Source organism: Thermostichus sp. MS-CIW-38 (genome assembly GCF_054058415.1).
The window spans coordinates 154,440-167,450 of sequence record NZ_JBSSAH010000002.1; the positions used below are offsets into that span (position 1 = coordinate 154,440).

Genomic DNA, 13,011 nt, shown 5'->3' on the forward strand with positions numbered 1-13,011 from the left:
TATCAGTTGAATTCGTTGCAGCCTCCAATCCGAGCAGCCGCCTGCAGGGGCACATCTGGCTGAGCTTGCAGCCCGCAGCGCAGCCGCCGCACATACGGATCCTGAGGATCCAACTCCCGCAAGAACTCAGTGCGGGCATTGGAGGGGAATTGGAAGCGAGCCGACACCGCGCTGGGACGACGGGCAATTTGCAAGCCCACATCGTAGCCGAAGCGGCGGTTGGGTGGGTAGTAGTAGTCGTAGCCCCGCGTGAGGGCCGAGCCCGTAACCAAGTTGGGCGGCTCAAAGCTCTGCTGCAGGAAGGGGCCGGTGGCATAGGTGCTGTAGTTGAGCTGGATCATCGAGCCGCTGAAGAAGAGGTTGGTATTTCTCCACAGCTCGTTGAGACGCAGGAAGTTGTGCATGCCGCCGGCAGTTTGGTCTAGCCGCGAGGGCAGGGTGCCGCTGATGGCAGTGGCATTCACCCGCGTTTCCCTGGCCGGCTGCAGCTGCCGGTTTTGGCTGCCATCGTCGTTGCGGCGGCGCTGGTTCACATCGGTTGAAGCCAGCTCTTGGAAGCGGGGAATGGGAATGGGCCGACGGGTCACCTCATCCAGGATTACCCCCAGCACCGGGTTTTCGCCGGCAAAGCCAGTGGGAGCCTTGTTCAGGTCCAGGGTGAACGGCTCCACATCCACCCAAGCAAAAGCGGCGGTGTCGTTGGTGAAGTCGCTGTCGGTCATTGTGGAACCGTTGCGATCAATCTGGATTTGAACCCTCTTGGTGCCCGAGTCCGAGCCCACCCTGACGTAGAAGCACAGGCCATTGCGGATATCTTCGCTCCCCTTGGTGTCAATGTAGTAACCGCCACGATAGTTGGAGCTTGGGGAGTAGTTCTGAGTGTCACCTTCGTTTACCCAAGCATAGGGGTTCAACGCCATCTGGGGCTGAACCAGCAGTTTATTGGGATTGTTATTGGGATTGGCAGGATTCTTCTCCGCAAACAGCGGATCCCGATCTCGAATCTCACCCGGATCCGGTTGACCGTTGTCGTTTTTGTCCTCAAAGCGCAACGTGCTGGGGCGGCTGTCACCGGTGTAGGCGGTGTACTTGAAGCGGTCGTTGAAGTTGGGGCGAAACACTCCGGGCACCCAGAAGCCGCCTTTGGAATCTGGGCCTTCCTCCTCCGAGGGGCAGCCCACCGTCAGATCTTTCTTGAGTAATTCGCGCCTCAGCCTTCTGGCCCAGTCTTCGCTCCCCTTCGTAAACGAGCCTTCTAGAGCCTCTCCCTTGATAGCCGGGCGGATGCCGGGCTCGCGGTTGGGTTGAGAAACGATCTCGGAGAGAACGCCACCTCTCACCAAGCCCTCGCGGGCAGCATAGGCCGGTTCGCCAAACATCCAATTGAAGGCCGCCTGCAGAGCCTCGGCAGGGTTGGGCCACTTGGGCGGCTTGGGCACCCCGGCTTTCACCTCCAGCACCGGCGAAAGCTGCGGCTGCAGAGCAATGGTTACGCCCTCGGCAGGAGCCGCGGCCACCGTATTCACGCTGATGGTCTCCGGCTCCGGATCCGCTTGGATTTCCCAGACGGGGCGCAGATCCACCGTGTTGGGCTTGGCCGCCATCCACTCGCCCAAGGGGCTCTTGGAAGGAGTTTCTGGGGCAAAGGTGCTGGGCCCGCAAGGCCGACCTTGACAGGTCAAATTTTGTGTCCCCGTTGTGGTGGGCGAGCAGGTGGGGCTGCTGGTGCTGGCGATGAGGGTGCCCGTCCGGGTTTGGGTAAAGGTTTTGGTTGTGCCGCAGGCGATCTGGTTGATGACCTCATCGCAACTGGCCGGTGACCAAGGGCCCCAGTTGTAGTTGCAGGTCTGCGGGCAAGTAACCGTCTCGGATTGCGTCTCGGTGTAGCTGGTTCTGCAAGCTTCCACTGTGCAGGTGCGGCTGCGAGTTTGGGTGACTTTGGTGCCGCCGTTGGCCACCGTACACTTAGGAGTCCATTCAGACCAAGCACCGCACCTAGCATCTGGAGGCCTGCAGGTAAAGGCTCGGGTTTCTTTTTCGGTGAAGGGGCTTTGGCTGGTACAGAGCGGCGTTACCGTGCGGCTGCGGGTTTGGGTAATGGTGGTTTTGTTGCACTGCTGCTGCTGGGTACACTGAGGCGTCCAGTCCGACCATTTCCCGTAGTTGTACTGAGGGTAGCAGGTGATCGTCCGAGTTTCCGACGGCGGAGTGCCAGGGCAACCGGCAGGCAAGGTGGCAGTTCTGGTTTGTTTAATAGTGGTTTGCTGACAGATGTTGGTTTTACATGCAGGAGTCCAGTCTGTCCAGATGGGATCGCAATTGAGGGGTTCTGCGCAGTACTGCTGGTTGGGTGCCAGAGGTTTAGTCTGATCCGGCTGGCAAGGTTGGTTGACCGGCTTCAGCGGCTTCAGGTAGCGCAGGTCATAGTTTTCCAGCGGCTGCCCATCTCCCTGGGTTGTAAAGCGGACGAAGGCATTGCCCATGTTCTCGTAGGTTTGGATCTCCACCAGGTAGGGAGAAGGCCGAGTGTAGTCGGTAACGCACTGCAGCTCCAGCCGGAAGCTCACGTGGTTATTGCCGCCATCCCACCAGGCTTCGACACCAACAGCCTCATCCTCCGACAGCTCTTCTAGACGAGTGCCCGCATTGCGATAGAAGCCTCTAAAAGCTGGCTCTTCCTCATCTGGGTTAGGAGTGTAGTTGGGGTTCCTGCGGATGATGAGTCGGCCCCCATCGTCGGTGTTGAGGTTGTAGGTGGCAACACCTGGCCAACGGGGATACAGCTCCCCTACCCAGCGCACCACAAAAAAGTCGTTGCCGAGGTTGTTGCCACTTCCCCATGATCCGTCTCTGCGCCGCCAGCAGGAGCGCCAGAAGCCTATGTTGCCCCTGTCTATGTCTGGAGCATCAGCGGGAAGTTGAGGCGGATTCATATCCGGCTCACTGCATCTTGGCATCCACAAAAAGTCAGCCTTGGGAAAGTTGGGTTGAGTATTCCACAAAGGCCAGCCGTCCCAGCCAAAGGGCCAGAGGAAGGGGGAGTTGGTGTTCAGGTAGTTCTGGTCGGCAAACAGGTAGTAGAACCCACCCCAAGGCGGGAGATCGGGATGGCCACCGTCTTCCCAGAAGGCAAAGCCTTTTCCAGGTGGATTTCTAGGGGGATCCCAGCCGGAAATACCGGAACCATCGGTTTTTAAAGCATCGCGAATACAGGCCCATCGCGAGCCGGCTGAGCTGCCCCAGCCGCCTGAGGTGTTGCAGGTTGGCCCTTCCTGAGCCTCCTCCCTCATGAAGGAGCCAATCTGCCAATCTTGAACAGGGTAGGTTGGATCCGGCCAGCGCACTGCCCGCAGGTAGGGCAGGTTGGCCGGAGGCAGGGGGCCTATGGCTCCGGTGTCCCCAAACCCTGTGTCGCGGTTGTAGTTGTACTGGTTCTGCGGGCTGGTTATCCAGCCGTTGTAGTACTCGGCCAACAGGCCACCGCCTCCTTCTATTTCAGGCGGTCGGCAAGGCTGGAGGGAAGCTATCAGCAGCCAGCGGGAGGTATCCAGCACCGGGTTGCCCAAAGCCGAAATGCGGGTGCCAAAGTTGGCATAGCCCGCATCGGGTGCGCGCAAGAGCCGCACTTCTGGCACGCCAAGCCCTGCTGTCCTGTCAGCGTTATTTGAGCTCGGGTCGGCACTGTCGCGACGGGCAAAGATGGTGTCGCGGGCGAAGACCTCCGGCCAGCCTGGCCGCCGCACGTGGTTGCCCAAATTCTGCGCCCCGTTGGTGTTGTCGAAGCGCAGAACCCCAGCACCATCTCTGTTGGGATTCGGAGCCGGCCAGTTGTTGCCCCGGATCACCAGCGCTTGGTTGAGGAAGGAGGTGTTGGCTCCTAAGTTACTTCCGCTGCAGCCGTAGTGGTCGTTGCGGCGAGGAGCAGAGGCCCGCGCTGGGCTACCCTGGTAGTTACGATCGGCTACAAAACTAGTGCCACCGCCGTTGAGCGTAGCATCCTGCACAAAGCCGTCGTCGATGCTGCCATCGCAGAAATCGGCAGAGAGGATGTTCACCGAGTCGCCCAACACGTCGCTAGGCCGCCAGAGATCCTCCGCCGCCCGGGCAAAGCGCCGATCTTCATTGGCCCGCAGCCGCCCGTAGAAGTTGCTGTAGAGGCCGTCTGCTCCGAAATTGAGGAGAGTTGTGAACTCCTCCAGCCGCTGCCCGTTCCTCGTCCGGTGCAGGTTAAAGTCCCCTTGGATGTAAACGGGGTTGTCGGAAACGAAGGAGAGGCCAAAAATCGCGTCATCAGGGTTGAACCCGCCGCGGGCCAGCACCGCCCCGTTGCGCAGCCGGAAGCCGTAGGGCCGCCGATCCGGATCGGCATAGTAGTCCACCGGTTTGGGGCTGAGTCCACCCGGATTGGAAACAGGGGGATCCCAGACCGTTTGGCCATTGGCCGTGCCTCGATTCGGCTGACCGGCGTTCATAACGCCAGCGCTGCCCAAAGTGCCGCGGGCGTTTGCGTTGCGCCAGTTGGTCAGGTAGCCAGCAAAAGCGCCCAAGGGTGGGCGGGCAATGGCATCTTCCCGCACGGCATCTTCCCGGAAGGCGTAGAAAATCCCTCCTTCTCGGTTCTCGCCAATGCCGGCAGGCAGCCAAGTGTCCCCGTTAATCAACCCCCTGGCCTGTCCGTTGACGTTGTTGGTCAGCAGGGCCAGGTCGATGTTGAGGGCCCGCACCGCCATCGCCTCGCGGCCATCGTAGAAGACGGAATCTTTAAAGGGCACGCGATGACACTGGTTACCATTACCAACCCGAATCAGCTCAAACTGGTTGCTGTTGGGGCCAGCAGTGTTATTGGGGCAGTTGGCAGTGGCACGGGGCAAAGTCCACTGGTCAATGGTGGCCCGGGGCCTCAGCCTCATGGATTCCAGATCCACCACGGCTTGATAGGTTACTGGCCCCTGTAGGAAGGGGTAGGCCTGCCTCCGCTCATTTTCAAGGTCATCGTCGGGGTTGGGAGGCACACTGTGGTGGAAGGTCTGCAGAGGGAAAATGTAGCGCAGCGGCAGATAAAACCGGTTGGCTGCCTCTCGGTTCCCAGCTCGGCTGGCTTGGATGTCATCCCGGAGGATTTCGGCTATGGGATTGCTGGCAGTGGCAGCCGCCTCAATGCGCAGGATGTTGTCGGCCAGCATGCCCAACATGCAGCCTGCCGTTTGCAGGGTGGTTTGGTCGGCTAGGCTCAATTGGTCAACAGAGGTGCCTCGGTTGACGATATCAATAACCCGCCGCAGCTCGGAGAAGTTGCCAAAAGCCGTAATAAACGGATCCGGGTGAATGCGGCCCGCTTCTTGCCTGGGTGGATAGGCCCCGTCAGGATCGCCGGCAAAATTGGCCAGGTTGGTGAGCGCTGTCCACAAAGGAGTGCCAGGCCGCAGTTGCTCCCGCATCGGCTCGGGGTCATACTCCCAAACGTTGGTGCCCTCTCCAGTAAAGAAGTTGATGCCCAGTTGAGTGCGCTGGTCGCCGGTAGGGAAGGTGGAAGCCCGCTGCAAGCTCCAGGGAGAGCCTGGGTGGGCCACCGTAGCCAGGCAGGCTATCGGAAAGCGGCCATCTCTGTGGCTGTAGTGGTAAACGGCTGTAGCCTGCACTGCCGCCGGGTTATCCCGCAGCGTCAGGCGTTGCCGCGCCTCGTTGCTGATGAAAATGGCCTGCAGCTTGGTGGGATCATCCGCATTCCCGGTGGGCACCAGAGGCAAAGGCAAAGAATCGGTGCGGGTTAGTTCCAGCCGCTGGCCCACGATCACCCGCAGACCTTCCACACGGGCCCGCCGCTCCCAATAGCCATCCAAGCCCACCTCGGAAAGGGCGCCTGGGGGTGGGTTGTCCTCGGTCAAAGACTCATTCTGGTTGTTCCTGGCATTAGCAGGAATCGGGCTACCGGCACTGACACCAAACCTCTGAGCAAAGGTGTCCACATCGCAGCCCCTCTGCAGGTCAGGTTCGACCGGTGGACGGTCATAGCTGGCCTTGGGGCCAAAGCGGTTGTCGGCCCGGTAAACATCGTCCACGTAGGGGGGGCAGGTCTGGTCGGACCGAAAGCCGCCAGCTTTAATCCGGCCAGGGTTCTCCCTCTCTTGGGCGTCAGGGTTCTCCCTCCTTCTGAGAGGAGAATTTGCCCATCCTGTTGCATCTTGGGCGTAGGTTCCGCGGGTGCGAATGCGGCCAAAAAGCTGGAGCTCCAGCGGATCCAGAGCTACCATTTCGGGGGCTGCCGAGTTCTGAACTGAATCGAAATTGAGGTTATTCAGGCGGGGAAGCGGCACACTTGGCGGTACATTCGCCTCCCTAGGGTGGGCATCAAAAATTAGGGTGTCGCTCGCCTCCTGTCCGGCGTAGCCAATGGCCCCTGCCACCAGCTCTCCATAGGCTGTAATTTCCGAGTTTTCCGGCGGCATGTAGAAGCAAGACTGCTCCGAGCTGATGGTGAAAGCCCGGAACAAGTTGTTGGCAGTGTACCGGAAGAAAAGGCTACCGCCTGCGTAGATAGCACCGTTCCAGTTGTAGCCAGGAGTAAAGAAAAACTCCACGTCGCCGCGGTTGAAAATTCCCCACTTGTTCAGCAGATCCCGCCGCCGATCTTGCTGAAACTGCAGAGCCGAAACGGCGCGGGTGGTGGAGTCGGCCCCCTCAATGGGAAGAGTAACTGCATAGACCTGAAAGGGCTTTTGCAAAGATGAGCCCACCTGGAACCAGTCCCCCACGTTGGGGTTGACCGTCTGTTCAGCCGGAGAATCGGTACACCCCGCCAAGGCCGAACCCTGCAGTGGCCCACCGCGGATCACCAGTCGCCGCGCCCGCTCAGTATCGGAAATGTTTTCCTCAAAGTCCTGGAGGTTCCTTTGCCCCGTAACCGGCGCTCGGCGGTTGTACAGAATGGTGTAGGCGGTAACGGAGTCGTCGATCCCGTTGTTGTCGGTATCCACCAAGAACCACCAGACTGGGGCTTGCCGCTGCACTTCAATTCCCTGGCTCCGATTCTGGGGATCCGGAACAAGGGCGCTGTAGTTCAGCAAAAAGCGCCGCTCATCGGGAAGGGTGTAGGGATCCGAGGGCTCTGCAGGCACCGCCGTGCCATCGTTGGTCAGGGCAGAGGTAAATTGGGCATCGGTGGGGGCACTGTTGGGCAGGCGGCGATCCCGAATCAGGTTGTCGATCTTGGCCCTGGCCCGGTCGATGGCAGCATTCAGTTGCCGGCTGATGGTCAGCTCCGCCCGTTCCACCTGGGTTTGGATGGTGCGCTGGGTAGAGCGGGTCAGCAGGCCTACCGTAACCAAGCTCAAGACCAGCACGATCAAAATGGCAACCGGCAGGACGAAGCCCCGCTCTCGAATCTTGCGCCGATCCACCCGTGCTTTCAAAGAGGCGAGCAAGCGCAGGGTGAGCTTGAGCAGCAGCGTGGAAGGAGCAGACATACCGTATCTCGGACAACGTGAAGGGGAAGGCGGCACCCCAGGGATCCCTTGTCAAGATGCCAAGCTAGCAACAGTATGGCGGTGATCATGGCCGCCGCAAATCCCCACCTCTGGGGGGAATCCCCAAGCCCTTTCTCCAATTCACAAGATCCCCAGTTGCTGCGCCTTGAGCAGGGCGGTGACACGGTCGCTAGCATCCAGCTTGCGGTAGGCGGTGCTGGCGTATTCTTTGACAGTTTCGATGCTGAGGCCCAGACGGCGGGCAATCTGTTTGTTGGCCAAGCCCTCTTTCATCAGTTGCAGCACACACAGCTCGCGGGGGGTGAGCTTGGGCAGCTCCTGTCGGGCAGGCAGCCAGTCTCGTTCGGGGTTGGACAAAATCTGACGGATGACGCGGGCCAATTCCGCCGGGTCGGTTTCTTTGGAAAGGTAGCCTTTGGCCCCGGCGCGGCGGGCTGCCTCAATCAGACCCGGCTCCTGAAAGGTGGTCATCATCACCACCACCACCGGCAGGCCCAGCTCGGTGATTTGCTGGCAGGCGGCGATCCCATCCCCATCCGGCATGCGCACATCCAAAATGGCTACGTCGATGGGGCAACTGCGGCAGTACTGAACGGCCTGGGATCCCGTCTCCGCCTCCGCCACCACCTCAAATCCTTGCGCCTGCAGGGCAAACTTTAGCCCCAACCGAAAGAGGGGATGATCGTCGGCAATGAGAATGCGGACAGGAGAACTCATGGCAGGGGATCCCAGCCGAGGGGGTGCTGGTTGTGACATCCTCCCGACGCTGACCCTACGGGTACAGCGCGGGCTTCCTAACCTCACGGTTAGGCATTCCTGCCCCACGCCACTTATCTAGGTCATAGACCCCCGACAGAACGACTTGGCAGGCTGTTTCCGTTCCCCAGAGTCCCTGGGCTACTAAATTCTCTAGTCCACGATGCAAAACCATTTCTGCTGCTGCATGGTCACGATGAGTTCGATACCCACACTCAGGACAATGATGCTCCCTTGCTGTCAACGTTTTGCTGACAGTAGCAAAACATTTGGGACAGGTTTGGCTAGTCCCGTTGGAGTTGACTTTAGCGAAGTACACTCCACGTTTCCAGCACACCCATTCCAACAGAGACAGAAATTGTCCAAAGGCGGCATCAACACAACCTTTTCGCAGCATTCCCCGTGTCAAGCCTGTGACATTGAGGTCTTCTGCAAAGATGGTTTGCGCTTGGTCACAAAGCTTATGAGCCGTCTTCAGGTGGAAATCTTTACGACGGTTCGCAATCCGATGGTGCATTCTGGCAACTTTGATTTGTGCCTTCTCCCAGTTTCGTGACCCCTTCTGTTTTCGTGCCGCTCTGCGTTGCAGCAATTTCAGCTTGCGTTGCATCGACCTAAAAAACTTGGGTCGCTCCTGGAAGCTACCATCTGAAACCGTCAAAAACCGTTCCAATCCCAGATCAATCCCAATCGCACGACCGTGAACCGGAGCATCGGGAACCGATATGTCCGATTCGATGGTAACGACGACATACCATTGCGTCCCTCTTACCTTGGACAGTACCCTCACCTGCTTGACCTTGAACCCATCTGGGATAGGACGATGCAAGTTGATAGGCACTTTTCCTATCTTTGGTAGCTTGATACTGCTGCCGGAGATGGGATTGTCCTTGAACTGGGGAAACACAAAAGACTTAAATTGGCCTTGTTTCTTGAAACGGGGAAACCCATATCCCCGCTTCTGGAATGCCTCCCAAGTATCATGCAGCCTGCGAATCGTAGCCTGCAAGACCTGAGAATGCACCTTGGCCAAATGCGGGAATTGCTTCTTTGCTTTGGGTAGGTTATTTTGCTGACGATGATAAGACGGAAATGGCTCATCGGCAGGAATGATGTACTCCTTCTCCAGTGAGCATCTGTCTATGGGACACTTACGGGAAGCAATCCAGTCTTTGAGTTCGCGCAAAGCGTAGTTGTACACGCCTCTGCACGTCTCAAGCCACGACCGCAGCTTGGCCTGCTGCGCGGCATCTGGATAGATCCGGTAAGTGTAGTTCATGGTCAGCATAGTGGCAGTTTACCACAAGCTATAGCTGCTGGTAAATACTTGTCTTATCCCATCGAGAGAATCGACAAGTGCGGGGAGTCCATGTATCCCGACGCTGATGCTTTGCATACAGCGCGGGACTTATAGCTCCCCGCGCCCCTCCTTTGTTAATCTGCCCAAGGGGGGATCCCAAATCAAATGGCGGAGCAAGCGGTAACTCTTGGTCAAGATCCTTCTTTCACGAAAACCATGCCCCAAGCACTAGGGTTGAAGGTGGGATCCAGCCGGGTTTGGGCATTGTACAGGGCGCCGGTCAGATCCGCCCCCTCCAGAAAAGCGCCTCGCAGGTCGGCCCCCCGCAGATCGGCATTGTGTAACTTGGCCCCTGTGAGGTCGGCGCCGGTGAGGATGGCTCGACGCAAGTCGGCCCCGCTTAAGTTGGCCACCTGCAGATTGGCACCCGTCAGATCTGTCTGCTGCAGGTTGGCCTGCGCCAGATCGGCTTCCCACAAGAAAGCCCCTGCCTGAGCTGAGCCACTCAGATTGGCCCCTCTCAAATCGGCCAGATTGAGGATTGCTTGGGAGAGGTCGGCAGCTTGGAGATTGGCCTGTCTGAGGATCGCTTCTTTTAGGTTGGCCCCCCTGAGGTCAGCTCCCGGCAGTTCTGCCCCCGTTAGGTTGCAGGCGGGGCAATCTTTGCTGGGAAAAACAATTTGGGAGCGGCCCAGTTGGGCATCCAACTCCAGTTGGGCAAAGGCCGCAGCCGTCGGGATCCCCAGCGCCAACAGCGCTCCCGACCAGAGGCGACTTCCCCTCATCAAGGGCTTTACAGGTTGGAGCCGTGCCCATCCCATGGTTTTCACCGGGATCCCCTCCTACTGCTGATGGTAGCCGCTCTGGCCCATTTCTCCAGGGATCCCCCATATCTTGAGGAGCGCCACTAGCTCTGTTGCGGCTGGCAGCGGGGGCAAAAGTGGGCCGAACGCCCTGCCAGCTTGATCCGCCGAATCGGATGGCCACAGACGCGACAGGGATCCCCTTCCCGACCGTACACCCACGCTTGCCCTTGATAGTTGCCGTTGAGCCCACGCAGATCCCGGTAATCCCGCAAGGTGGTGCCCCGCTGCTCCAGCCCGGCCCGTAACACCTCGATCAAAGCTTCTCGCAGGCGTGCCTTGGCCACATCCGAAAGCTGAACTGCTGGCGTCAAAGGGTGAATGCCGCTCAGAAACAGGGCTTCGTCGGCGTAAATGTTGCCCACCCCGGCTACCAGCGATTGATCCAGCAGCGCGGTTTTAATAAGACGGCGGCTCTTCTGCAGGGCAGCCTGGAAATAGGCCTCAGAAAAAGCTGGCGAAAAGGGCTCCGGCCCCAAAGTCTGCAGGGTGGGGATCACCGCCTCCAGCTCAACACCGGCAGGCACCAGCCACATCTGGCCAAAGGTGCGCTGATCCACAAAGCGCAAGTCCCACCCTTCCTCGAAGGCCAAACGAACACGAGTGTGAGCTGATAAAGGGGTGGATCCCTGCACCCAGAGCAACTGCCCGGTCATGCGCAGATGCACGCCCAGAACAGCTCTCGAATCCAGGGATCCCAGGAGATACTTTCCTCGCCGCTGCCACTGGGTAAAACGGGTGCCAATCAAGCTCCGCCCAAACATCTCCCCTGCAGGGTAGGCAATGGTGCGGGCCAGGAGCACCTCCACCGCAAGTATCCGCGGCCCCAAGGTGAGGCGTTGCAAATCTTGCCGAACTGTTTCAACTTCCGGCAGTTCAGGCACAGAACGACTTGCTCAAGAACACAGTCCCCGGCATCAGAACTTTGGCTTAGCTGGCCGCAGCTTTGGCCTTGGCTTTGGGAGCTTCCAACACTTCCAGTTCATCTTCGCGGAAGTTGTTGGTGTTGATGTTGTAGTAGTTGATCTTGTCAAAGCGGACGATCACCGGGTAGAGAATGCCGCTGGTATCCACCGCCGCAACCGTTCCCACATCCCGGTACCAGTAGGATTCTTTCCGCAGCACACGGACTTTGGCACCACGCTGAATTGCCATGAGGGTTATCTCCATTGACCTGAACTCAGATTACCCTAGTCCGTGAGAAGGCTGCGATTTCCGAATTTTTGTAACAGGGATCCGCTTTTGTCTGGCTGGGTTTTCGGGGCCAACAGCAGATGAACCGTCGCACCTGTGGAGCCTGGCTATTGGGTTCTGCTTTGACCTGGGGCTTGCAGGGGAAATCTGCAGGGCTGCCCCATCCGCGCGATTTTGCCGCCGTCCTCAACCTGAACACCGGTCGTTTAACAAGGGTTTGGCAGCCGGAGCAGGCTTCCAGAATCAGGGCCAGCCCTGGCTCAACCGTCAAGTGTGCCGTTGCCGCTGCTGCTCTGCAGACCGGGATCAGCTCCGGCGAGCGCTTGATCCACTGTCCGGGTTGGTGGGATCCGCCGCCGCAACTGGGGTTGGGCCGCCTACCCTGCTGGGATCCCCGCGGCCATGGGGCTTTGAACTTGCGCCAGGCCCTGGCCCACTCTTGCAACGTGCATTTTTACCAGTTGGGCTGGGAGCTGGGGGCCGATACCCTGGTGGAGTGGCTGCGGCGCTTCGGCCTAGGGAGTGTGCAGAATACGGCTCCGGCTCCGCTCTTGGCGACCGGTCTGGCTGGGCCGGTAGATCCCTGGGAGCTGTTGGTTTATGGGGGCGTGATTGCCCGCCGAGGTGTACCCCTTTCTGGCGAGGTCTCTCTGCCCGCTTTCTCTTTACCGGCTTGGATTTGGGAGGCTCTCCATGCCGGCATGAGCTTGGCGGCAACAGCGGGCACCTGTCGCGGCATTGCCCCAGAAGGGATCCCAGTGGCAGCCAAGTCTGGCACCATCCTCAATCCTCAACGACGAGGACGACCAATTCTCTGGGCAGAAGATTTTCAAGCCTGGTTGCTGGCCTTTTGGCCCCTGCCGGATCCCAACTGGACGCTGGTGCTGCACCTGCATCAGGGCAAAGCCTATGAGGCGGCCATTCCCCTGGCGCGGCAGATCATCGCCGCCATCGGCAGCGGGTGACCACCTTGCTTGCGATCATGAAGAAATGCAAACTATACTGAAGGTCAAGTGCCGTTCTCGTTTTCGTTCTTTACGGATCCCACTCCCTGTCGTTCCCATTTACCCTGGAGGTTCTCATGTCTAATCCCAATTTGTCTGAGCCCAAGTTTGGCTTTAACGAGTATGCCGAGCGCCTCAACGGTCGGGCTGCCATGATTGGCTTTGTGTTGGCCATTGTCATCGAAGCGGTGACGGGCCAAGGCGTTGCTTCCTGGCTGGGCCTGATCTAAGAGACCTCAACTTACCGCCTTTTGGCTTTTCCTTGGGTCTGCTGGCTTGCAGGCCCTTTATTGTATTGAGCAGGAAGCGTAAACTACCCGACACCCGCGCTATGCGCAGGGTGCGGGCTTTATCCCAATCCCTAGCGGCCCCAGAGGACAGCTAAGTTTCGGAATTTCAGGCGAGTTTAC

8 protein-coding genes are annotated in these 13,011 nt (G+C 59.0%); 2 read left to right on the forward strand and 6 right to left on the reverse strand.

From position 1 onward, the window contains the following. Positions 1 to 2 precede the first annotated feature (2 nt). From hpsA to ACVWXZ_RS01605, 6 genes are all read right to left on the reverse strand, one after another. Entirely contained in the window at positions 3 to 7,463 is a 7,461-nt protein-coding gene (hpsA, locus tag ACVWXZ_RS01580) for a hormogonium polysaccharide biosynthesis protein HpsA (protein ID WP_457482055.1), read from the reverse strand. Positions 7,464 to 7,604: 141 nt separating this feature from the next. Continuing rightward, positions 7,605 to 8,201 (reverse strand): response regulator, encoded by a 597-nt coding sequence (locus ACVWXZ_RS01585; protein WP_457482056.1) that lies wholly within the window; start codon positions 8,199 to 8,201, stop codon positions 7,605 to 7,607. A 55-nt stretch (positions 8,202 to 8,256) separates the two neighbouring features. Then, positions 8,257 to 9,519, reverse strand: coding sequence for an RNA-guided endonuclease InsQ/TnpB family protein (locus tag ACVWXZ_RS01590; protein WP_457482057.1), 1,263 nt, complete (start codon positions 9,517 to 9,519; stop codon positions 8,257 to 8,259). 212 nt (positions 9,520 to 9,731) lie between these two features. Next, on the reverse strand, positions 9,732 to 10,361 hold the full coding sequence (locus tag ACVWXZ_RS01595) for a pentapeptide repeat-containing protein (protein WP_457482058.1): 630 nt from the start codon (positions 10,359 to 10,361) through the stop codon (positions 9,732 to 9,734). Between the two features lie 86 nt (positions 10,362 to 10,447). After that, complete coding sequence (locus ACVWXZ_RS01600) at positions 10,448 to 11,287, reverse strand: DNA-formamidopyrimidine glycosylase (protein WP_414421773.1); 840 nt, start codon at positions 11,285 to 11,287, stop codon at positions 10,448 to 10,450. Positions 11,288 to 11,333: 46 nt separating this feature from the next. Beyond that, positions 11,334 to 11,558 carry a photosystem I reaction center subunit IV gene (locus ACVWXZ_RS01605; RefSeq protein WP_011432873.1) on the reverse strand — a complete coding sequence of 75 codons (225 nt, stop codon included), beginning with the start codon at positions 11,556 to 11,558 and terminating at the stop codon, positions 11,334 to 11,336. A 119-nt stretch (positions 11,559 to 11,677) separates the two neighbouring features. On the opposite strand from ACVWXZ_RS01605, the gene ACVWXZ_RS01610 reads away from it, so the two are divergent. Both ACVWXZ_RS01610 and ACVWXZ_RS01615 read left to right on the forward strand, forming a co-directional pair. Next, complete coding sequence (locus tag ACVWXZ_RS01610) at positions 11,678 to 12,562, forward strand: penicillin-binding transpeptidase domain-containing protein (protein ID WP_457482059.1); 885 nt, start codon at positions 11,678 to 11,680, stop codon at positions 12,560 to 12,562. Between the two features lie 116 nt (positions 12,563 to 12,678). Continuing rightward, the gene (locus ACVWXZ_RS01615) at positions 12,679 to 12,831 is read left to right on the forward strand and encodes a chlorophyll a/b-binding protein (RefSeq protein ID WP_011429120.1); all 153 of its coding nucleotides are present in this window, start codon (positions 12,679 to 12,681) and stop codon (positions 12,829 to 12,831) included. Positions 12,832 to 13,011 lie beyond the last annotated feature (180 nt).

Bases quoted from the DNA above. Each gene is read 5' to 3' on its own strand.
- ACVWXZ_RS01615 (WP_011429120.1), top strand. From the start codon at position 12,679: ATGTCTAATCCCAATTTGTCTGAGCCCAAGTTTGGCTTTAACGAGTAT.
- ACVWXZ_RS01605 (WP_011432873.1), bottom strand. From the start codon at position 11,558: ATGGCAATTCAGCGTGGTGCCAAAGTCCGTGTGCTGCGGAAAGAATCC.
- hpsA (WP_457482055.1), bottom strand. From the start codon at position 7,463: ATGTCTGCTCCTTCCACGCTGCTGCTCAAGCTCACCCTGCGCTTGCTC.
- ACVWXZ_RS01590 (WP_457482057.1), bottom strand. From the start codon at position 9,519: ATGAACTACACTTACCGGATCTATCCAGATGCCGCGCAGCAGGCCAAG.
- ACVWXZ_RS01585 (WP_457482056.1), bottom strand. From the start codon at position 8,201: ATGAGTTCTCCTGTCCGCATTCTCATTGCCGACGATCATCCCCTCTTT.
- ACVWXZ_RS01610 (WP_457482059.1), top strand. From the start codon at position 11,678: ATGAACCGTCGCACCTGTGGAGCCTGGCTATTGGGTTCTGCTTTGACC.
- ACVWXZ_RS01595 (WP_457482058.1), bottom strand. From the start codon at position 10,361: ATGGGATGGGCACGGCTCCAACCTGTAAAGCCCTTGATGAGGGGAAGT.